17 protein-coding genes and 4 pseudogenes are annotated in these 19442 nt (G+C 72.9%); 7 read left to right on the top strand and 14 right to left on the bottom strand.

Annotated features, from left to right (window positions below; genetic code table 11):
• Positions 1 to 75: 75 nt before the first annotated feature.
• A pseudogene (locus ABFY03_RS29510) lies at positions 76 to 357 on the bottom strand (IS701 family transposase); the annotation flags it as partial.
• A gap of 50 nt (positions 358 to 407) precedes the next feature.
• On the opposite strand from ABFY03_RS29510, the pseudogene ABFY03_RS29505 reads away from it, so the two are divergent.
• From ABFY03_RS29505 to ABFY03_RS29495, 3 genes and pseudogenes are all read left to right on the top strand, one after another.
• Positions 408 to 1706, top strand: a pseudogene (locus ABFY03_RS29505) (IS256 family transposase).
• Between the two features lie 234 nt (positions 1707 to 1940).
• Positions 1941 to 2738, top strand: a complete 798-nt coding sequence (locus tag ABFY03_RS29500) for a caspase family protein (RefSeq protein WP_319013822.1) — start codon at positions 1941 to 1943, stop codon at positions 2736 to 2738.
• A pseudogene (locus ABFY03_RS29495) lies at positions 2704 to 3406 on the top strand (diguanylate cyclase CdgB); the annotation flags it as partial. The gene ABFY03_RS29500 and the pseudogene ABFY03_RS29495, both read left to right, overlap by 35 nt.
• 140 nt (positions 3407 to 3546) lie before the next feature.
• On the opposite strand, the gene ABFY03_RS29490 reads toward ABFY03_RS29495, so the two are convergent.
• The 9 genes and pseudogenes from ABFY03_RS29490 to ABFY03_RS29450 all read right to left on the bottom strand — a co-directional run bounded on the left by ABFY03_RS29490 (position 3547) and on the right by ABFY03_RS29450 (position 12495).
• Positions 3547 to 4560 carry a TIGR03842 family LLM class F420-dependent oxidoreductase gene (locus ABFY03_RS29490; protein ID WP_346171222.1) on the bottom strand — a complete coding sequence of 338 codons (1014 nt, stop codon included), beginning with the start codon at positions 4558 to 4560 and terminating at the stop codon, positions 3547 to 3549.
• Between the two features lie 48 nt (positions 4561 to 4608).
• Positions 4609 to 6000: a dihydropyrimidinase gene (hydA, locus tag ABFY03_RS29485; RefSeq protein ID WP_346171221.1), complete on the bottom strand. Its 1392-nt coding sequence runs from the start codon at positions 5998 to 6000 to the stop codon at positions 4609 to 4611.
• Positions 6001 to 6145: 145 nt separating this feature from the next.
• Positions 6146 to 6622 (bottom strand): annotated as a pseudogene (locus ABFY03_RS29480) (amidohydrolase family protein); the annotation flags it as partial.
• 19 nt (positions 6623 to 6641) lie between these two features.
• On the bottom strand, positions 6642 to 7925 hold the full coding sequence (locus ABFY03_RS29475; RefSeq protein WP_346171220.1) for an aspartate aminotransferase family protein: 1284 nt from the start codon (positions 7923 to 7925) through the stop codon (positions 6642 to 6644).
• A complete protein-coding gene (locus ABFY03_RS29470; protein ID WP_319009258.1) occupies positions 7922 to 8761 on the bottom strand; it encodes a nitrilase-related carbon-nitrogen hydrolase in 840 nt (279 codons plus the stop codon). The genes ABFY03_RS29475 and ABFY03_RS29470 overlap by 4 nt, the downstream gene beginning before the upstream one ends.
• 231 nt (positions 8762 to 8992) lie before the next feature.
• Positions 8993 to 10264 carry a UL36 very large tegument protein gene (locus tag ABFY03_RS29465; protein ID WP_346171219.1) on the bottom strand — a complete coding sequence of 424 codons (1272 nt, stop codon included), beginning with the start codon at positions 10262 to 10264 and terminating at the stop codon, positions 8993 to 8995.
• 135 nt (positions 10265 to 10399) lie between these two features.
• On the bottom strand, positions 10400 to 10795 hold the full coding sequence (locus tag ABFY03_RS29460) for a PPOX class F420-dependent oxidoreductase (RefSeq protein ID WP_346171218.1): 396 nt from the start codon (positions 10793 to 10795) through the stop codon (positions 10400 to 10402).
• 11 nt (positions 10796 to 10806) lie between these two features.
• Entirely contained in the window at positions 10807 to 12045 is a 1239-nt protein-coding gene (locus ABFY03_RS29455; protein WP_319009255.1) for an alginate lyase family protein, read from the bottom strand.
• Positions 12046 to 12105: 60 nt separating this feature from the next.
• Positions 12106 to 12495 carry a winged helix-turn-helix transcriptional regulator gene (locus ABFY03_RS29450; protein WP_346171217.1) on the bottom strand — a complete coding sequence of 130 codons (390 nt, stop codon included), beginning with the start codon at positions 12493 to 12495 and terminating at the stop codon, positions 12106 to 12108.
• Positions 12496 to 12561: 66 nt separating this feature from the next.
• On the opposite strand from ABFY03_RS29450, the gene ABFY03_RS29445 reads away from it, so the two are divergent.
• Positions 12562 to 13242: an NAD(P)-dependent oxidoreductase gene (locus tag ABFY03_RS29445; RefSeq protein WP_346171216.1), complete on the top strand. Its 681-nt coding sequence runs from the start codon at positions 12562 to 12564 to the stop codon at positions 13240 to 13242.
• Between the two features lie 135 nt (positions 13243 to 13377).
• Here the strand turns inward: ABFY03_RS29445 and ABFY03_RS29440 are convergent, their stop codons facing one another.
• Positions 13378 to 13677 carry a hypothetical protein gene (locus tag ABFY03_RS29440; protein WP_319009252.1) on the bottom strand — a complete coding sequence of 100 codons (300 nt, stop codon included), beginning with the start codon at positions 13675 to 13677 and terminating at the stop codon, positions 13378 to 13380.
• Positions 13678 to 13811: 134 nt separating this feature from the next.
• The gene (locus ABFY03_RS29435; RefSeq protein ID WP_319009251.1) at positions 13812 to 14063 is read right to left on the bottom strand and encodes a helix-turn-helix domain-containing protein; all 252 of its coding nucleotides are present in this window, start codon (positions 14061 to 14063) and stop codon (positions 13812 to 13814) included.
• Positions 14064 to 14115: 52 nt separating this feature from the next.
• On the opposite strand from ABFY03_RS29435, the gene map reads away from it, so the two are divergent.
• Positions 14116 to 14883 (top strand): type I methionyl aminopeptidase, encoded by a 768-nt coding sequence (gene map, locus ABFY03_RS29430; protein ID WP_319009250.1) that lies wholly within the window; start codon positions 14116 to 14118, stop codon positions 14881 to 14883.
• A gap of 74 nt (positions 14884 to 14957) precedes the next feature.
• On the top strand, positions 14958 to 15461 hold the full coding sequence (locus tag ABFY03_RS29425) for a hypothetical protein (RefSeq protein ID WP_319009249.1): 504 nt from the start codon (positions 14958 to 14960) through the stop codon (positions 15459 to 15461).
• A gap of 21 nt (positions 15462 to 15482) precedes the next feature.
• Here ABFY03_RS29425 and ggt read toward each other — a convergent pair whose 3' ends face one another.
• Positions 15483 to 17294: a gamma-glutamyltransferase gene (gene ggt, locus ABFY03_RS29420; protein WP_346171215.1), complete on the bottom strand. Its 1812-nt coding sequence runs from the start codon at positions 17292 to 17294 to the stop codon at positions 15483 to 15485.
• Positions 17295 to 17409: 115 nt separating this feature from the next.
• Between ggt and ABFY03_RS29415 the strand changes: the two genes are divergently transcribed.
• Complete coding sequence (locus ABFY03_RS29415; protein WP_319009247.1) at positions 17410 to 18141, top strand: hypothetical protein; 732 nt, start codon at positions 17410 to 17412, stop codon at positions 18139 to 18141.
• Here ABFY03_RS29415 and ABFY03_RS29410 read toward each other — a convergent pair.
• Positions 18107 to 19345, bottom strand: coding sequence for a cytochrome P450 (locus ABFY03_RS29410; RefSeq protein ID WP_346171214.1), 1239 nt, complete (start codon positions 19343 to 19345; stop codon positions 18107 to 18109). The genes ABFY03_RS29415 and ABFY03_RS29410 overlap by 35 nt on opposite strands.
• Between the last annotated feature and the right edge of the window lie 97 nt (positions 19346 to 19442).

Here is a 19442-nt window from a genome sequence, read left to right as displayed (position 1 = left end):
CGATCGTGCGACAGCGTCGCTGGTAGTGACAGCGATGGGCGACTGATTGTCGCCGTCGACGCCAATTCGACCAGCTCAGCGCGTGGCGTCGGCCTCGGTGTCCGCGCAGGTGCGGTAGCCGGGCACTACAAGCTGCCAGGAGTCGCCGAACCTCCGCCACGGTGAGAGCGATGGCCCCGGCTGCCTCACCGGTGACGCCCCCTTTTCCCGTGCCTGGTGTGCCGTGACAGCCAGGAAGGCATGCGCAAGCATGGCGAGGGTGATGTGCCGGTACCAGCCCACGTAGCGGCGGACTTCGTACTGGTCCAGGCCGCATTCGTTCTTCGCAGCCTGGAAACACTCCTCGATGGCCCAGCGCGGGGACTGTAGATCGTTCGGTGTAACTCCCGATCATGGAGGATGCGCCGATGACCAGTGAGAACGTGACCGAGGCCGAAGCCGAGATCAGCGACGCGGTAGAGCCTCAGTCGGCGAGGGTGGTGGATGACCGGCTGATCGACGGGCTGGTGTCCCGGGCCCAGGCCGAGGGCCTGCAGCTGACGGGCGAGGGCGGATTGCTCTAGCAGCTGACGAAGCGGCTGCTAGAGTCCGCCCTGGAGGGCGAGATCACTGACCACCTCGGCTATGACAAGCACGACCCGGCCGGGAAGAACGGCGGCAACTCACGCAACGGCACCCGCGCCAAGACCGTGCTGACCGACGTCGGCCCGGTGGAGATATCCGTGCCGCGTGACCGGGACGGCTCGTTCGAACCGAAGATCGTCAAGAAGCGGCAGAGGCGTCTGACCGGGGTGGATGAGATGGTCATCTCGCTGTCGGCGAAGGGCCTGACCACGGGCGAGGTCCAGGCCCACCTTGCCGAGGTTTATGGCGCCGACGTCTGGCGTCAGACGATCTCCACGATCACCGACAAGGTCCTCGAGGGCATGGCCGAGTGGCAGAACCGGCCCCTCGACCCGGTCTATCCGGTCGTCTTCATCGACGCGATCCACGTGAAGATCCGCGACGGCGCCGTCGCCAACCGGCCCATCTATGTCGCTTTGGCCGTCACCGTCGAGGGCCGGCGCGAGATCCTGGGCTTGTGGGCCGGGGACGGCGGCGAGGGCGCCAAGCACTGGATGCACGTTCTGACCGAGATCAAGAACCGCGGTGTGAACGATGTCCTGATGCTGGTCTGCGACGGGCTGAAGGGCCTGCCCGACGCGGTCGAGGCCGTCTGGCCCCGCACGGTCGTGCAGACCTGCGTGGTCCACCTGCTGCGGAACTCCTTCCGTTAAGCCGCCCGCCAGGACTGGGACAAGATCGCCAAACTTCTCAGGCCGGTCTATACGGCGGCGACCGAGGAGGCCGCGCTGGAGCGGTTCGCGGAGTTCGCCGATGCTTCGGGCCGGAAGTATCCGGCGATCGTCAGGCTCTGGGAGAACGCATGGCAGGAGTTCACGCCGTTCCTGCGGTTTGACACTGAGATCCGCCGCATCGTCTGCACCACGAACGCGATCGAGTCGGTGAACGCCAGGATCCGGCGGACGGTCAAGGCCCGCGGACACTTCCCGAACGAGCAGGCCGCGTTGAAGTGCGTCTACATGGCGATCATGTCGCTCGACCCGACCGGCAGGGGGCAGACCCGCTGGACTCCGCGCTGGAAGACCGCGTTGAACGCCTTCGACATCACCTTTGACGGCCGGCTCTCCGCCGCCCGCCAGTAACCCCCACCACCACCGTTACACCGCTCGACTGACAGACCCTCTTGCAGCCTGGTTGGAAGACAATCGGGCGGTACGGCGGCATGTTCGCGGCGAGTTGGGCAGCTCGCTTGCACCCGTGCCCGGGCAGCAAGGCGACGGCACCCGTGTCGAGATCAGCGGGCGCAGCCAGCAGGAGGCGGAGAACCTGGTGCGCTCACTCCTGAATGACGCCGAAGATACGGGAGGTTCGGCAGCTTGGCCGCGTTGCCCGGCCCGGACGGAACCCGGGTCCTGCTGATCGGGGCGAGCGAGTTCACCGCCCTGGACGGCCTGCCTGCCGTGGCGGGCAATCTGACCCTGTTCCGCGACCTGTTCACGTCCCTGTGGAGACTGCCGCCCGGCCATGTCACCGTCGTCGCGAACCCCTCCATCCCCCGCGACGTGTCGCGGGCGGTCCAGGAGGCCGTCGACGCGGCCACCGACACCCTGCTCGTCTACTACGCGGGGCACGGCCTGCTCGATCCCCGTACCGGCAAACTCCACCTGGCCACCGAAATGAGCGATCCCAAGTCGGTACACGACACCGCCACGCCCTACGAGTGGATCCGCTGGCCAGTCGAGAAGAGCCTGACTATGCGCCGGATCGTCGTCCTGGACTGCTGCTACAGCGCGCGGGCCTTCGGGGTTCAGTCGGCCGCCGCCGCACTAGAGGTAGACGGCACGTATCTACTCGCGGCCTCAGCAGAGACGGCCGTGGCGCTCTCGCCGCCGGGCGAGCCACTCACCGCCTTGACCGGTGAGCTGGTCACGCTGATGAAGGAGGGTGTGCCGGGTGGGCCCGAGTATCTGAGTCTCGACACGCTCTTCACCCGGCTGCGTACGCGGCTGGTCACCCGCGACCGCGCGGAGCCGCAGCGGCTGTGCCGTAACCAGCTCGGTCAAGCGCCCTTCATCCGCAACGCCGCCTACACCCCGCCGCCCCGCCCCACGCTCCGGATCCCATGCGGACCGACAGGCCATCGCCGATATCTACATGGCCCACAGCCTGCCTGACCCACTCCAGGCCATCGCCGATGTGGCCGTCTCCGGATTCGGTTACGGGCTGGCCTGCGTCAACCTCGTCCGCTCCGACGGAGACCTCGTCGTCGCCGCACTGGCGGCAGCCCTGCCGCTGAGGCGCTGATCCCCGGCCAGGTCGGCTCCCGCGCCTCCTGGGACCGCCGGCTACACATGGGCGAGGACTGGTCGGGGCTGCGCTTCATCCCGCACACGGAAGGCTGGGTGCTCAACGGCGACGACGTACCGCAGTGGCACGCCGAAGGCCCCCGCCCGAACACGACGACGGGTGGTACCCCGACGACCGGCTCTCCGCACCGATGCGCTCGCCTCACGGCGAGCTGATCGGCGTGATCTCCGTCGACCGCCCGAAGGACGGCCGCCGCCCAGGCGCCCAGGCCTGCGAGGCACTGCGCACGTATGCCTTCCACTCGGCCATATCCATAAGCATGGCGCGTCGGCGAGCGAACATGCAGCGGACGCTGGTGCGGCTGGAGCGCGAGCAGACGGCCCTGCGCGCCAGTGAGGAGTCGTTCCGCCAGACCTTCGAGTACGCGCCGAACGGAGTCGCCATCGCGGAGTTGGGAGGCGACAGCCACGGGCGGCTGCTGCGAGTCAACTCCGTACCGGCCCTCTGGAGGCGACCGGCATCACGTGTTGGGCGACCTGCGGCACCACCGCCGACCAGGTGCTGGGGCACTCAGGAGAACTACTCCACCGCAGGAAGCTCCTCCCCGGACCGGCCCCGACGTGACGCATGGGCTTTCGTGACGGCCTGTAGATACTGAGCCACTGACCAGCTTCGTCAGCGGAACGACGGGATGATGTGGGTGCCGTAGGCGTCGATGGTGCTCTCGCGGTGGTCGTGCATGGCGTAGACGGCGAACTGGTCGACGCCCAAGTCCTTGAGGTGGCGGAGCTTGTCGATGTGGGCCTCGGCGGGGCCGAGGAGGCAGAAGCGGTCGACGATGTCGTCGGGGACGAAGGCGGTGTCCGGGTTGTCGGCGCGGCCGTGGTGGGAGTAGTCGTAGCCCTGCCGGTCCTTGATGTACGCGGTCAGCTCCTCGGGGACCATGGAGGAGTGCTCGCCGTACTTGGCGACGAGGTCGGCGACGTGGTTGCCGACCATGCCGCCGAACCAGCGGCACTGGTCACGGGCGTGCGCCAGGGCCTCCGGGGAGTCGTCGGCGGTGACGTAGGCGGGGGCGGCGACGCAGATCGTCAGGGTGTTGGGGTCGCGGCCGGCGTCGGTGGCGGCCTGCCGGACCGCCTTGACCATCCACTCGGTGAGGAAGGGGTCGGCGAGCTGGAGGATGAAGCCGTCGGCCTTCTGCCCTGCCAGGGCGAGGGCCTTGGGCCCGTACGCCGCCATCCAGACCGGCAGTCTGCCGTTCTTGATCCAGGGGATGCGGATCGGGTTGCCGTCGACCTCGGCCTCGCGGCCCTCGGCGAGGTCGCGGATGACCTCGATGGCCTCGCCGAGGCGGGCGAGGGTGTTGGGCTTGCGGCCGGCGACGCGCATGGCGGAGTCGCCGCGGCCGATGCCGCACACGGTCCGGTTCCCGAACATGTCGTTGAGGGTGGCGAAGGTGGAGGCGGTCACCTCCCAGGTGCGGGTGCCCGGGTTCGTCACCATCGGGCCGACGTGGAGCTTGGTGGTGTGTTCGAGGATCTGGCTGTAGATGACGAAGGGCTCCTGCCACAGCACGGCGGAGTCGAAGGTCCAGCCGTAGCGGAAGCCGCTGCGTTCCGCCCGGCGCATCAGGCCGACGACCTGGGACGCGGGCGGGTCGGTCTGCAGGACGAGTCCGAAGTCCACTTCGGGGGCCTCCCAGTTCGAGTCAGTGCGATGGGACCAATGGGCCGTTCAGCCAAGGTACTGACAAAGACCGCGGGGCACGAACGTGCCGTGACCGGCGTGGCCCACGTACTTGCGCTGGTCGATGACGACCTCGCCGCGCGAGAGGACCGTCTCGACCTGGCCGGTGACCCTCTTCCCCTCGTACGCCGAGTAGTCGACGTTCATGTGGTGGGTCTCGGCCGACAGCGTCTGGGTGGCGTGCGGGTCGTAGATGACGACGTCCGCGTCGGCGCCGGGGGCGATCGTGCCCTTCTGCGGATAGATGCCGAACATCCGGGCCGGAGTGGCGCAGGCGATCTCGATCCAGCGGCGGCGCGAGATGTGCCCGTCGACGACGGCCTGGTGGAGGAGGTCCATGCGGTTCTCCACGCCCGGCAGGCCGTTGGGGATCTTCGAGAAATCGCCCCGGCCCAGCTCCTTCTGCCCCACGAAGCAGAACGGGCAGTGGTCCGTGGACACCACCTGGAGGTCGTTCGTCCGCAGGCCCCGCCACAGCGCCGCCTGGTGCTCCTTCGGCCGCAGCGGCGTCGAGCACACGTACTTCGCGCCCTCGAAGTCCGGCTCCGCCAGGTTGTCCGTCGACAGGAAAAGGTACTGCGGACAGGTCTCCCCGAAGACCGGCAGACCCAGGTCCCGGGCCGCCGCCAGCTCGGCCACCGCCTCCTGCGCCGACACGTGGACGACGTACAGCGGCGAGCCCGCCACCCGGGCCAGCTGGATCGCCCGGTGCGTGGCCTCCGCCTCCAGCAGGGCCTTGCGGACCTCCCCGTGGTAGCGGGGGTCCGTCTCGCCCCGTGCCAGGGCCTGCTCCACCAGGACGTCGATCGCGATGCCGTTCTCCGCGTGCATCATGATCAGACCACCGGTCCCCGCGGCCACCTGCATCGCCCGAAGAATCTGCCCGTCGTCCGAATAGAAGACCCCGGGATACGCCATAAACAATTTGAACGAGGAAACCCCGAGCTCGACCAGCTTCGGCATCTCCTTGAGGGTCATCTCGTTCACGTCCGACATGATCATGTGGAACGCGTAGTCGACCGCGCAGTTCCCGTCCGCCTTCTCCATCCAGGCGTCCAGGCCGGCCCGAAGCGGCTCGCCTTTCGCCTGCACCGCGAAGTCGACGATCGTCGTCGTGCCGCCCCACGCCGCCGCGCGCGTCCCCGTCTCGAACGTGTCCGACGCGAACGTGCCACCGAAAGGCAGCTCCATATGCGTGTGCGCGTCCACCCCGCCCGGGATCACGTACTTCTGCGACGCGTCGATCACCCGGTCCGCCGTCCACTCCTGCGTCCCCGGCGCCGCCAGCGCCACCACCCGGCCGTGCTCGATCAGCACATCCGCGTGCACCTCGTCCGCGGCCGTGATCACAAGACCACCGGTAATCAGAGTCCGAGTCATTCCCCAGCCATCCCTTCACACCCACCGCCGAACAGACCACCACCGGCACGGGCCGAGGCCACGCCCACGCCCGCCGGCCCCCTCACGCCGCCACCCCGTACGGCACACGGCCTACTCCGCCAGAAAACCCCTGGTCACGCGACCGAACGAAACCCTTGAAGGAGGTGATGCCCTCCTCGATGAGGAGGGGCATCTCGCGGAGGGTGGCCGGCGTGACGTCCGACATGATCATGTGGAAGGCGTAGTCGATCGCGCAGTTGCCGTCGGCCTTGGCGTACCAAGTGTCCAGGCCCTCGCGGAGGGGGCGGCCGACGGTCTGGACGGCGAAGTCGACGAGGGTGGTGGTGCCGCCCCAGGCGGCGGCGCGGGTGCCGGTCTCGAAGGTGTCGGAGGCGAAGGTGCCGCCGAAGGGCAGTTCCATGTGGGTGTGGGCGTCGACGCCGCCCGGGATGACGTACCGGTCGGTGGCGTCGAGGACGCGGTCGGCGGTCCATCCGGCCGCCGCGTCCGAGCCGTGGGCGGCGAGCGCGGCGATGCGGCCGTCCTCGACGAGGACGTCGGCGTGGAGCTCGTCGGAGGCGGTGACGACCAGGCCGCCCCGGATGAGGGTTCGGGTGCTCACGGGACTTCTCCCCTGCGAACTAGAGGGATCGGAGGGCCTGTTCGAGGATCGCCGCGCCCTCCTCGGCCTCGGCGACGGTGAGGGAGAGCGGGGGCGCGACACGCAGGGCGCTGGTGTCGTGGCCGCCGCCCTTGCCGATGAGGAGACCGCCCTCGCGGGCCGCCTCCAGGACGGCGGAGGCGGCCTCGGGGGCGGCGCGTCCGGTGACGGGGTCGGCGAGCTCGATGCCGATCATCAGGCCGCGCCCGCGGACCTCGCGGACGGTGTCGACGCCCGCGGCGGCGGCCCGGAGCCGTTCGATGAGCAGGCCGCCGACCCGGCGGGCGTTGCCCTGGAGGTCGTGGTCGAGGAGGTAGCCGAGGTTGGCGAGGCCGGCGGCGATGGTGACGGGTGAACCGCCGAAGGTGGAGATGGAGTTGGCGTCAAGGCAGTTCATGATCTCGGCACGGGCGACCACCCCGCCGATCGCCATGCCGTTGCCGATGCCCTTGGCGAAGGTGAGCAGGTCGGGCGGTCCGGCCTGGGCGTGCGCCTGCCAGCCCCAGAAGTGGTCGCCGGTGCGGCCCCAGCCGGTCTGCACCTCGTCGGAGATCCAGAGGATGCCGTGCCGGTCGAGGACGCGGCGGAAGGCGGCGTACAGCCCGTCGGGCGGGGAGGTGAAGCCGCCGACGCCCTGGACGGGCTCGGCGATCAGGGCGGCCACGCCCGAACGGGTCTGGCCGAGCAGGTCCTCCAGGTCGGCGACGGCGGCCTCGGTGAACCGCTCGTCGGTGAGCCCGGCGAAGGGGCCCCGGCTGCGGACCGCGCCGTGCACGTACAAGGTCTGGAGCGGGGACAGGCCGGTGGGCGACCAGGTGCGGTTGCCGGTGACGCCGACGGTGGAGAAGGAGCGGCCGTGGTAGCTGTTGCGCATCGCCAGGATCTGGTTCGAGCGGCGGTACGTGGTGGCGAGGAGCAGGGCCGCGTCGTTGGCCTCGGTGCCGGAGGTGGTGAAGAAGACGCGGGCGTCGGGGATGCCGGAGAGGGTGGCGATCCGTTCGGCGAGCTCCACCATCGGCCGGTTGAGGTAGAGCGTGGAGGAGTGGACGATCCGGCCGGCCTGTTCGGCGACCGCCTTGGTGACCTCGGGGAGGGCGTGGGCGGTCATGGTGGTGAGGATGCCGCCGAAGAAGTCCAGGTAACGGCGACCGTCGGCGTCCCAGACGTACCGGCCCTCGCCGTGGGTGATCTCGATCGGGTCGTCGTAGTAGAGCGCCAGCCAGTCGGGGAGGACGGAACGGTGGCGGGCGTGCAGGCTGTTCACGGCTGGACCAGCCCGTCGTACGCGTCGGGGCGGCGGTCCCGGTAGAAGGCCCACTGCTGCCGGACCTCCTCGATGAGCCCGAAGTCCAGGTCGCGGACGACGAGTTCCTCCTCCTTGTCGGAGGCGACGTCGCCGACGAACCGGCCGCGCGGGTCGACGAAGTAGCTGGTGCCGTAGAAGTCGTTGTCGCCGTACTCCTCGACGCCGACGCGGTTGATGGCGGCGACGAAGTACTCGTTGGCGACGGCGGCGGCGGGCTGCTCCAGCTGCCACAGGTAGGACGAGAGGCCGCGGTGGGTGGCCGACGGGTTGTAGACCAACTGCGCGCCGTTGAGGCCGAGTTGGCGCCAGCCCTCGGGGAAGTGGCGGTCGTAGCAGATGTAGACGCCGACCTTGCCGACGGCGGTGTCGAAGACCGGCCAGCCGGCGTTCCCCGGGCGGAAGTAGTACTTCTCCCAGAACCCCTTGACCTGCGGGATGTGGTGCTTGCGGTACTTGCCGAGGTAGCTGCCGTCGGCGTCGATGACGGCCGCGGTGTTGTAGTAGAAGCCCTCGGACTCGACCTCGAAGACCGGGACGACGATCACCATGCGGGTCTCGCGGGCGAGCTCCCGCATCCGCGTGACGGTGGGGCCGTCCGGTACGGGCTCGGCCCAGCGGTAGTGCTCGGGCTCTTGGACCTGGCAGAAGTAGGGGGCGTTGAACACCTCCTGGAACCCGATCACCTGGGCGCCCTGGCGGGCCGCCTCGCGGGCGTGCTCCTCATGCTTGGCGATCATGGATTCGGTGTCGCCGGTCCAGGTCGCCTGGACGAGGGCGGCGCGTACGACGGTCATGAGCTGCTCCTTCGGCACGGCGTCAGAGAGCCTCTACGCCCGTAGACACGATGCGTAGGAGGAGAACGTAAGCCCCGTCACACCTCGGAGCAAGACTGCCGCCCGGAAGCAGCACGGTCGATCATGTTTCATACCGGAGTGGTCCACACCGGGCACGTACCGACACGTCCCGACTGCTCCCCGCCCGTACGGTTCCGTTTCCGGGCCGAGACCTCGGGGGTGCGGGCGCGATCAGGGCCCGAGGACCCCGGCGACCCGCAGCGCGTGCCGCAGGGCGCGGTCGACGGCGGGCGACAGGCCCCGGGCGGCCGCGCCGAGCCGGGGCAGCAGCAGCGCCGGGTCCACGGCCGCGAGCCGGGCCGCCTCCTCGGGGGCGCGGACCCGGACGAAGGCGGTGAGCAGCGCCCCCGCCTCGCGGTCGTGGCCCTCGCCGATCAGGGCGGCCACGGCTCCGGCCAGCTCCTCGACGGGCCGGGCGATCCCCTGGCGGAGCAGTTGTTCGCAGTCGTCGGCGCGGCCGGCGTCGGCGAGCGCCCCGGCCACGGCGGCCAGCCGGGCGGGCGGCAGCGAGGCGGCCTCCCAGAGCAGGGTGTCCCAGTCGGCGCCGAATCCGGCGCGGTGGAGCTCCCCGGCGAGCGCGGGCAGCCGGGCGGGCGGCCCGCCGAGCGCCTCGCAGAGCAGCTCGTGCGCCTCGCCGGTACGGCCCTGGGCGCGCAGCCGCTGGAGGGCGTAGACGGCGTTGGCGGCGGCGCGGGCGGCCTCCGCGGCCTCGTCCGGGGCGGCCGCCGGTCCTGCGGCCCCGGGCGCGGCGCCGGTACGGGACGCCTCGGCGTCGCGGGGCCCGCCGGCGTGACGCGAGGTGCCCCGGATCCTGAACCGGGCACCGCGCGGCTCCGCCCCGCCCGTGGGCAGGTGGGGTACGACGGCGGGCGCGGGCCCTTCGGCGGCGTCGCCCTCCGTCCAGGCGTACCGGGCGCCGCGGGGCCGCGCCCGCTCCGGCGGCACGGCCGGCGCGGGCGGCGCCGGGGCCGCGTGGAGCCGGTCGAGGCGGTCGGTGAGGTCGGCGATCCGGGCAGTGGCGCGGGCGTGGTCGTCGCGGGTCCAGGCGAGGTCGTGGGCGAGCCGGGCGGCCTCCTCGGGGCCCGCGGCGCGGATCCCCTCGCCCAGCTCCCGGACGCGGGTCTCGGCGTGCCGCCGTTCACGTTCCATCAGCTCGCGGCGGGCGGTCAGCGCCTCGGCGCCGCCGGGTCTGCGGTCGTGGGCGGCGGCGGCCGCCGCGTACAGTTCCCGCCCGCGCCCCGGCGCCTCGCCGACGTCGTGGAGGAGGGACTCGACGACGTCCCAGGGCAGCAGTTCGGCGCCGTCGAGGCAGGCGCGCAGTCCGTCCGGGTCCCGTTCGGCGAAGACGGCCCACCAGCCGCCGGTCCGCTCGGCGCGGGCCGCGAGCCCGCCCAGCCAGTGGGTGAACTCCGCCATCTCCGACGGGATGTGAGTGACCGTCATGCGTGCACCTGCCCTGCGGTAGAGGGGGACCTTCCGGTCCGCCGCAGGGCATTGCACCGCAGTCGTGTTACCGGACGGCTACGGACCGTTTTCCTTTCCGTGCCCCGGAGACCACATCGGTGGCGTACCGGCCGGTCACAGGGTGACGACGATGCCGGTGTGGGGGCGCTTGCCGAGGCGGGCGATCATGGCCGGCCAGTCCACGAGCCAGAACTGGTAGGTGTACTTGCGGGAGAGCAGCCGGCGGATGTGCCGCAGCTCGTCGCCGGTGACGAGCCGGGCGGTGCCGGGGGTGCGGACGGCGCCGTCGGGGACGTTGCCGCGCACGTCGCAGACGGCCAGTTCGACCCGGGGGTCGTTGCGGAGCCGCTTCACCTTCCAGGAGTCGGTGCGGGTCCACACGTACAGCCGCTCGCCGTCGACGGCGTACCAGACGGGGGTGGCGACCCCGGTGCCGTTCTTCCGGAAGGTGGTGAGGCTGAGGTAGCGGGCGCGCCGCAGCTCTTCGGGGATTCGTCCGTCGGTCGTCATGACCGCCGACCCTATGCCGGGGTGGGGTTGCGGGCGTGGGTCAGGGTCTCCCAGGCGACGAAGAGGTCGTCGGTGCCGCCGGGGCGCTGGCGCGCGGCGAGCTTCGCGGTCTGCGGCAGCCGCATGCCCATGCGGCCTTCGAGGTGGTTGAGGGCGACCTCGACGTCGGGGCCCATGGTGCGCTCGACCTTGCCGCCGCACAGCCAGCGCGGGGCGGTCGCGCCGAGCTGGTAGCGGGCGTGGAACTCCAGGGCGGCGGCGATCCGTTCGGCCTGGTCGCGGTAGAGGTCGACGCCCTGGTGCCAGGCGGTCTCGGCGATGTGGGCGGTGGCGGCGAGGGAGTAGCCGATGTGCATGAAGTTGCGGCAGGTCTCCTGGCCGAGGCCGTCGCGGTAGGTGCGCTGGCCGAACCAGTACGTGGCGAGCTCGTCGGGCGTGTCGATGGTGCCGCCGGGCGGCGGCTTGGGCAGGGCGCCGTCGGAGGCGAGGTAGAAGTAGGCGGGCACGCGGGCGCGGTAGCGCCGTACGGACTGCTCGAAGAGGCGGCGGTCCTCCAGGAAGACGGCCATGCCGATCGCCGCGTCGGTCATCGCCAGCTCCCAGTTCCCGTTGTAGTCCGGGACGTCGGAGGTGACGGCGGGCAGATACGCCTTGCGCAGCATCCACTTGAAGCGCTGGACGGCGGCGCCGTCCCAGGCGGGGTAGCCGGCGTGCACGATGTCGGCGGCGCGCGCCCAGGACGAGCCGGACCAGGCGGTCTGGAGGTCGGCGTCGTCGCGGGTGTGCTCCTTGACGGTCCGTGCCCAGGCGTCCATGATCTCGACGGCCTTCGCGGCGTGCGCCCGTTTCCCGGAGACGGACCACATGAGCGCGTGGGTGTACGCGGCGAGGGCGTCCTCGCGTTCGGCGACGCAGGCGTCGGTGCCGGCGTGGGAGGCGCAGGCGACGGTCGCGGCCGGGTGCGGCACGTAGCCGAGGTCGGCGTACGCGGAGGCGGCCATCGCCCGGTAGGCGGAGGCCCAGGGCTCCTCGCCGGCCGCCACGTGGCGCCGGACGGCGTCCAGCTGGGCGCCGCCGACGAGGACGCCGGGATGACGGAAGCGCTCCGGCGCGGTGCCGGCCGGCGGCGCCTGCGCCCGGTCGCCGGTGTCCGCTCCGCCGCACGCCGCCGTGGCGAGCAGCAGCAGCGGGGCGAGGGTGGCGGCGAGCGCCCGGAGTCGGCGCGCGCGGGTACGCGACTGAGGATGCACGGCACCACGGTGGGGCCGCGGGCGGGGCGCCGCATCCGCGGTTAGCCCGGACGGCGGGCCTCACGCGACCGGGCGGTCCCCCGTGTACGCCGCCCGGGCGTCGCCGATCTCGGTGCCGTGGGCGCGGGCCCAGGCGCAGGCGGTGTCGAGCGGGCCGAGGAGCGAGCGGCCGAGCGGGGTGAGCGCGTACTCGACGCGGGGCGGGTTCTCGTCGTACGCGCTCCGGGCAAGGAAGCCGCTGCGCTCCATGGAGCGCAGGGTCTCGGTGAGGACCTTGGCGGTGATCCAGGGAAGGGCGGCGCGGAGTTCGCCGAACCGGCGGGCGGCGCCGTCCTCCAGGCAGCGCAGCACCACCCCGGTCCACTTGTCGCCGACGCGGAAGGGCTGGGCGGCGCCGTCGGCGCAGGCCGGGTCGTCGAACCGGACGGCGATCGGGGGCAGTTCGCTCATGGGTCCGACGGTAGCCGCGCCGGTACCGTTGAAGTAACCGGGTCCCCCCGTCCTACGGTCCCGGTCATGAACGAGAACGAGAACGAGAACGGGAACAGCGACGGCCGGCGGATCGTGGTCCTCGGCGCCGGCGGGCGGGTCGGCCGCGCGGCCGTGGCGGAGGCGGTGGCCCGGGACCACCGGGTGACGGCGGTGGTACGGGATCCGGCGCGCCACCCGGACCTGGCGCGGGCGGGCGTGACGGTGGTGCGGGGCGACGCGACGGACCCGGGGGCGGTGGCGGCGCTCGCCGCCGGACACGACGCGGTGGTGCACGCCTCCGTCCGCCTCGACGTACCGTCGGAGGAGTACTTCGAGGCGACGGCGAAGGCGCTGGTCACGGGGCTCACGGAGGCCGGGGTGGGCCGACTGCTGACCCTCGGGATCGCCACCACCCTGGAGGACGCGAACGGCGTGCGGCTGATGGACGCGCCCGGCTTCCCCGCGGAGTGGCGAACCTTCGCGCAGGGCCACGTGGTGGAGTTCGAGCTGCTGGCCGCGACGGCCGGGCCGGAGCTGGACTGGCTGATGGTGGTGCCGCCGCTGGACCTGGACGCCGAGGCGGAGCCCACCGGCGGCTACCGGACCGCGGTCGGCACGGTCGTGGACGGCCCCGGCCGGATCGCGCACGCCGATCTGGCGCTCGCGTTGCTGGACGAGATCGAGGCGCCCCGGCACAGCCGGGTGCAGCTGGCGGTCTCGGCCTGAGGCGGACGGGCCGGGGAGAGCCCGACCCGGAGGGCCGGGGGCCCGGCCCGCAGGGGCAGGGGGAGCCGCCCCGATGGGGCAGGAGGGGCCGAACGATGGGGCAGGGGGCCGACCCGGTGGGGCAGAGGCGCCGGTTCAGCCTCGGCCCGAGATGCGGCCCAGGCCCTCGGCCAGTTCCTGCTGGTTCATGACCGGCGAGTAGTGGACCTTGGCGCCGAGCCGCATGAAGAACGGCTCCGAGATCGACGGCAGGTCGGTGGTGTCGGTCAGGTCGAAGAAGAAGTAGCCGGTGCGGCAGCCGTTCTCGACGGTGAAGTAGGCGGCCTCGGGGCGGATCCGCCCGAGCGCCTCCTTGATGACCTGGTCGGCGGCGCCCTGCCGGATCAGCTCGTTCGAGGTCTCGGTGTCCATCTCGACCTTCAGCAGCATGCGCATGGCAAGGCCCCTTTCCCGGCCGGGCGGAGGCCCCGTGGCGGTACGCCCCCGGTCCACCCGGACGTACTCACCTCCAGCCTCCTCCCCCGGCCCGGCGGGGGCCACTCGGCGGCGGGGGCCGGTCGCCGCCCGGCTCAGGCGGGCAGCAGCGCGCAGCGGACGAGCAGCTCGTCCAGCGACAGGTCGAGGACGCCGGCGAGCGCCGCGACGGTGAAGAAGGCCGGGGTGGGGGCACGGCCGGTCTCGATCTTGCGGAGGGTCTCGGCCGAGAGGCCGGCCGCCGCGGCGACCTCGACCATCGACCGGCCGCCGCGGGCGTCGCGCAGCAGCCGCCCGAGCCGCTCGCCGCGCTCGCGCTCTTCCGGGGTGAGAGGGGTGCGCACCATGCGGACCACTCTACCGGCCCGACCCGATTCTTATACCGGTATAGTAATGGGAATGGTGGAGATCAAGACCGAAGAGAACCTGGCGGCCATGCGTGAGGCGGGCCGGATCGTGGCCCGCGCCCTGGCGGCGGCGCGGGAGGTGGCGGCGCCCGGCGTACCGGCCGTCGCCCTGGACCGGGCGGCGCGGGAGGTGCTGGCCGAGGCGGGCGCCGGCTCGCCCTTCCTGGACTACCACCCGGGCTGGGCGCCGGTGCCCTTCCCGGGCGTCACCTGTGTGTCCGTCAACGACGCGATCGTGCACGGCATCCCGGACGGGACCGTCCTCCGGGACGGCGACCTGGTCTCCGTGGACTGCGGGGCCGAACTGCGCGGCTGGGTCGGGGACGCGGCGATCAGCTTCACCGTCGGCCGCGCCCGGCCCGAGGACACCCGGCTGATCGCGGCCGCCGAGGAGGCCCTGGCGGCGGGCATCGAGGCGGCCGTCGTCGGCAACAGGATCGGGGACATCGCGCACGCCGTCGGCACGGTGTGCCGGAAGGCCGGGTACGGCATCCCGGACGGCTTCGGCGGGCACGGCGTCGGCCGCACCATGCACGAGGACCCCGGGGTGCCCAACGAGGGGCGGCCGGGGCGCGGGATGCGGCTGCGGCACGGCATGGTCCTCGCGATCGAGCCGATGCTCGTCGGGGGCGGCGGCGACGGCCACTACACGGCACGGGACGGCTGGACGATCCGTACCCTCGACGGCTCCCGCGCCGCCCACGCCGAGCACACGGTCGCCGTCACCGACGCGGGCCCCCGCATCCTGACGGCCCCGTAGAGCGGGCCGGGGGCGGCGTCGGCGTCGGGGGCCGTCTCGGGGGCGGTGTCGGTGGCCGCTCCTAGACTCGCGGCATGACGGAGGATCGCAGCCCGGGGACGGGACCGCTCGACGCGCTGGCCGCCGCCGTGGGCGACCGGCTGGGGGCCGGGATACGCCTGGACGCGGGGGACGGGCCGGCGCTGGTCTGGACGGACGGGCCCACGGTCGGACAGGTCACCGAGGCGGCCCGCGCGTGCGACCCCGGGGCCGCCGGGCGGCTCGCGTTCCGGCGGGAGCTGTCGGAGCGGTCGGTCGCGCTCGGGGCGATCCGGCTGGCGCGGGCGATCGGCTCGCTCGGCTGCGGGCTGCCCGCGCCGGTGTGCCCGGCGACGGTCGCCGAGCTGTGGCGGGACACCCCGCTGCCCGCGCCGCCCACCGCGCGCGAGGAGACGCTCGTCCAGGCGCTGCTGTACGAGGTCCACGACGACCACCGCAGCAACCACGTCACCCCGGAGCAGATCTGCGACGGCCTGATGGTCCGGGGGACCGCCGCGCTGGCGCGGCGGATGGGGCTGGACGACGCGGACGGCGCCTGACAGCGGACCGACTCCGGTCCCTCAGCGGTCCGGCCGGACGACCATCGCGGAGCCACCGCCCCGGCGGACGGTCTCCGCGGCGGCGAGCCAGCGCCCGTCGGGAAGGAGCTGGACGCCGGTGGCGGCGCCGATCTCCGGGTTCCGCCGGAAGGTGTGCCCGAGGGCTTCGAGCGCGGGCCGCGAGGGGCCGTCCCAGAGGGCCGGTTCGAGCTCGGTCGCGGTCCGGTCGCGCTGGCTGGCGCGCGGCGCGGCGATGGCGTCGACCAGCGGCAGGCCCCGGTCGAGGAAACCGGTGAGGGTCTGGAGGACGGTGGTGACGATGGTGGCGCCGCCCGGGGAACCGAGGGCGACCACCGGGCGGCCCTGCCGGTCGAGCACGATCGTCGGCGAGATCGAGGAGCGGGGGCGCTTGCCGGGGCCGGGCAGGTTGGGGTCGGGCACGGCGGGGTTCGCGGGGACGAAGGAGAAGTCGGTCAGTTCGTTGTTGAGCAGGAAGCCGCGGCCGGGGACGGTGATGCCGCTGCCGCCGGTGGACTCGATGGTGAGCGTGTAGGCGACGACGTTCCCCCACCGGTCCGCGACGGTCAGATGGGTGGTGCTGTCGCCCTCGTACGTCGGTGGCACCACGGCCCCGCCGGTGGCGCACGGCACCGGGTTCCGGGGGTCGCCGGCGGCGAGCGGGCTGCGGAGGACGGCGTCGTCCCGGATCAGACAGGCGCGGGAGTCGGCGTACCGCTGGGAGAGCAGGCCCCGGACGGGCACCGGCGCGAAGGCGGGGTCGCCGACCCAGCGCCCCCGGTCCGCGAAGGCGATCCGGCTCGCCTCGATGAAGCGGTGGAGGTACTGCCGCTCCGTGGCGGCGGAGAGGTCCGTGGTCTCCAGGATGTTGAGGGCCTCCCCGACGGTCGTGCCGCCGGACGACGACGGGGGCATGCCGAGGACCCGGAGGCCCCGGTAGGCGGTCTCGGTGGGCGCGCGCCGGACCGTGCGGTACGCGGCGAGGTCCCGCTCCGTCAGGTCGCCGGGGCGGACGACGCGGGCCGCGCCCGCGCGCACCGGCGGGGTGCGGACGGTGCGGACGATGTCGCGGGCGAGCGGGCCGCGGTAGAGGGCGCCCGCGCCCTGCTCGGCGAGGAGCGCGTAGGTGCGTGCCAGGTCGGGGTTCCTCACGACCGTGCCGACCTCGGGGAGCCGGCCGCCGGGCAGGAAGAGCGCGGCGGACGCCGGGAAGTCGCGGAAGCGGGCCTCGTTCGCGGCGGTCTGGGCGCGGTAGGTCGCGTCGACGGTGAAGCCGTCGCGGGCCAGGCGCTCGGCGGGGGCGAGGAGTTCGCGGAGCGGCCGGGTGCCCCAGGCGTCGAGGGCGGCCGCCCAGGTGGCGGGGGTGCCGGGGGTGCCGACGGCGCGCCCGCTGGTCATCGCCTCCTCGAAGGGGAGCGGCGCGCCGTGCTCGGTGAGGAGGTCGGCGCCGGCGGAGGCGGGGGCGGTCTCGCGGCCGTCGAGGGTGGAGACCGTACGGGTCCTGGCGTCGTAGTGGACGAGGTAGCCGCCTCCGCCGAGGCCGGCCGAGTAGGGCTCGGTGACGCCGAGGGCGGCGGCCACGGCGACGGCCGCGTCGACGGCGTTGCCGCCCCGACGCAGGACCTCGATGCCGGCGGCGCTCGCGTCGGCGTCGACGCTGGCGACGGCTCCGCCGTGCCCGACGGCGACGGGCACCTTCGCCGGCGGGGCCGCCGGGGGCGGGCCCGTGGGGGCGGGTGGGGCCGCGGCTCCCACGGAGAGCACCGTCGCGGCGGCCGCCGCGATCATCCCGTACCGCCAGGCGGACCGACGCATCCCTGACCTCCCGTCAACGCTCCGGCACCCACCGTAACTTCCGCACGGGCCCGGCGAGGAGAGCGCCTCCCTCCCCTCTCGAACGGTCACCCGACCGCCGCTAGCATGCGCCCCTATGGACGAGGACCTGCGGAACATCGTGCTCGGCGTGCTGGCGACCGGCCTCAGCGCGTCGCTGGGCTGGCTCACCCGGACGTACGTGTGGCGTCGCCGGCTCCGCCGCAAGCAGGCGTTCTTCGGCCTGCCCGGCCACGCGGAGTGTCTGCTGGTGGTCAACCGGGAGGCGGGCGGGGACGGGGCGGTGCACCGCTTCGACGTCTTCGCGCTGCTCGAACTGGCCGCGCTGGTGAAGGACTGCGGGGCGCAGGCGCAGATCGTCCAGCACGACCGGACCCATCTGGGCTTCGGCGACCGCACGGAGTTCTGCGTCGGCGGGCCGGGCTCGAACAGGCGCATGCAGGCGCATCTCGGGTCGCTGCTGCCGGGCCTCTCCATGAACACGGAGCCGGAGCCGGTGGAGGAGCGGGGCGCGATCGAGGTCGGCGGCGAGCGGTACCGGATGGATCCGGGCGCCGTCGAGTACGTGGTGCTGGCGCGGATCACGGCGGGCGAGGGCGGGCGGCCGGTCTTCCTCTTCTGCGGGCAGCGGGCGATCACCAACCAGGCGGCGACCCGCTATCTGGCCCGGCACCACGAGCGCCTCGCCCGCACGCACAAGGGCGGCTCGTTCGTCCTGCTGCTGCGGGTGGTCAACTCCCAGGCGTACGGCCCCGACGTGGTCGAGCTGGTGGCCGACGTGACGCGGGCGGCGCTCAGGGCTCCCGCAGTCGCACCGGCAGCGACTTGATCCCGTTGATGAAGTTGGAGACGAGCCGCCGGGGCGTCCCGGCGGACTCGACGCCCGCGCAGGCTTCACGCAACTCCTCGTAGAAGACGCGGAGTTGCAGTCGCGCGAAGTGGGCGCCGAGGCACACGTGCGGCCCGTCGCCGAAGGAGACGTGCGGGTTCGGGCGGCGGCCGAGGTCGAGGCGGTGCGGGTGGGGGAAGACGCGTTCGTCGTGGTTGGCGGAGACGTGGAAGACGACGACCTTGTCGCCCGCGGCGATCCGCGTCCCGGCCAGTTCGGTGTCCCGGGCGGCGGTTCGGCGGAAGGACAGCACCGGCGGGTGGGCCCGCAGCAGCTCGTCCACGGCGGTGTCCACGCCGACCTCGCGCCGCCAGAGCCTGCCCTGCTCGTCGGGGTGCCCGCAGAGGGCGAGCACGCCGCCGGGCGCCGCCGACCGCACGGTGTCGTTGCCGGCGACGGTGAGCAGGAAGAAGAACATCTCCAGTTCGGCGTCGGCGAGTTCGGTGGTGGCGAGGGCGGTCATGAGGTCGTCGGCGGGGTGCTTGCGCTTGTACGCGGCCAGCTCCTGGGCGTAGGCGAACATCTCGGCGAGCATGGCCGGTGACCGGGGGTTGACGGGGCGCCCGTCGGCGTCGAGCACGGGCGGCTCGTCCGGGTCCTGGTAGGCGATGACCCGCTCGGTCCAGGCGTGCAGCAGCCCCCGGTCCTCCGCCGGCACGCCGAGCAGGTCGGTGAGGTTGAGCAGCGCGTAGTCGTCGGTGACGCCCCGGACGAGATCGACCTCGCCGCCCGCCTCCCGGGCCGCCCCGAGCAGCCGCCGGGCCCGCGCCCGCGCGGTGGCCTCGAACCGCTCGATCCGCCGCGGCGTGAAGGCGCGCCCGGCCAGCCGCCGCAGCCGTCCGTGCTCCGGCGGGTCCTGATTGAGCATCATGCGCCGGATGAAGGGCAGGTCGGCCGGATCGGGGTCCCGGATCTGCGTGGCCCCGAGCCGCGAGGAGTACGTCGCCGCGTCCTTGAGCACCCGCACCACGTCACGGTGCCGGGTCACCGCCCAGAACCCCCGCCCGGCCGGCCAGCCGAGCACCTCCCGCTCCTCCTGCCAGGCGACGGGCGCCCGGTCGCGCAGCTCCCGGAAGGCGGCGTGCGGCGGCCCGGCGGCGTGGATCCGGGGATCGAAGACATCGGGAAGGCTCGTCGGCTGCACGGGTCCAGCCTGGAGCAGGGAGCCGTGCCCCACAATCGTTACCCGCACGTAACTTACCGACCGGTTACCACGGGTAGCACGCCGCCGTTACCGTCGG

The sequence above is a fragment of the Streptomyces roseofulvus genome, assembly GCF_039534915.1.
GTDB lineage: Bacteria > Actinomycetota > Actinomycetes > Streptomycetales > Streptomycetaceae > Streptomyces > Streptomyces roseofulvus.
The sequence above is the reverse complement of the archived record's forward strand: the minus strand, read 5'-3'. Positions and strand labels throughout refer to the sequence as shown.

Coding starts and splice junctions, on each gene's coding strand:
- ggt (WP_346171215.1), bottom strand. CDS start 17,294: ATGCGTCGGTCCGCCTGGCGGTACGGGATGATCGCGGCGGCCGCCGCG.
- ABFY03_RS29470 (WP_319009258.1), bottom strand. CDS start 8,761: ATGACCGTCGTACGCGCCGCCCTCGTCCAGGCGACCTGGACCGGCGAC.
- hydA (WP_346171221.1), bottom strand. CDS start 6,000: ATGACTCGGACTCTGATTACCGGTGGTCTTGTGATCACGGCCGCGGAC.
- ABFY03_RS29415 (WP_319009247.1), top strand. CDS start 17,410: ATGGACGAGGACCTGCGGAACATCGTGCTCGGCGTGCTGGCGACCGGC.
- ABFY03_RS29460 (WP_346171218.1), bottom strand. CDS start 10,795: ATGACGACCGACGGACGAATCCCCGAAGAGCTGCGGCGCGCCCGCTAC.
- ABFY03_RS29445 (WP_346171216.1), top strand. CDS start 12,562: ATGAACGAGAACGAGAACGAGAACGGGAACAGCGACGGCCGGCGGATC.
- ABFY03_RS29425 (WP_319009249.1), top strand. CDS start 14,958: ATGACGGAGGATCGCAGCCCGGGGACGGGACCGCTCGACGCGCTGGCC.
- ABFY03_RS29435 (WP_319009251.1), bottom strand. CDS start 14,063: ATGGTGCGCACCCCTCTCACCCCGGAAGAGCGCGAGCGCGGCGAGCGG.
- ABFY03_RS29440 (WP_319009252.1), bottom strand. CDS start 13,677: ATGCGCATGCTGCTGAAGGTCGAGATGGACACCGAGACCTCGAACGAG.
- map (WP_319009250.1), top strand. CDS start 14,116: ATGGTGGAGATCAAGACCGAAGAGAACCTGGCGGCCATGCGTGAGGCG.
- ABFY03_RS29450 (WP_346171217.1), bottom strand. CDS start 12,495: ATGAGCGAACTGCCCCCGATCGCCGTCCGGTTCGACGACCCGGCCTGC.
- ABFY03_RS29465 (WP_346171219.1), bottom strand. CDS start 10,264: ATGACGGTCACTCACATCCCGTCGGAGATGGCGGAGTTCACCCACTGG.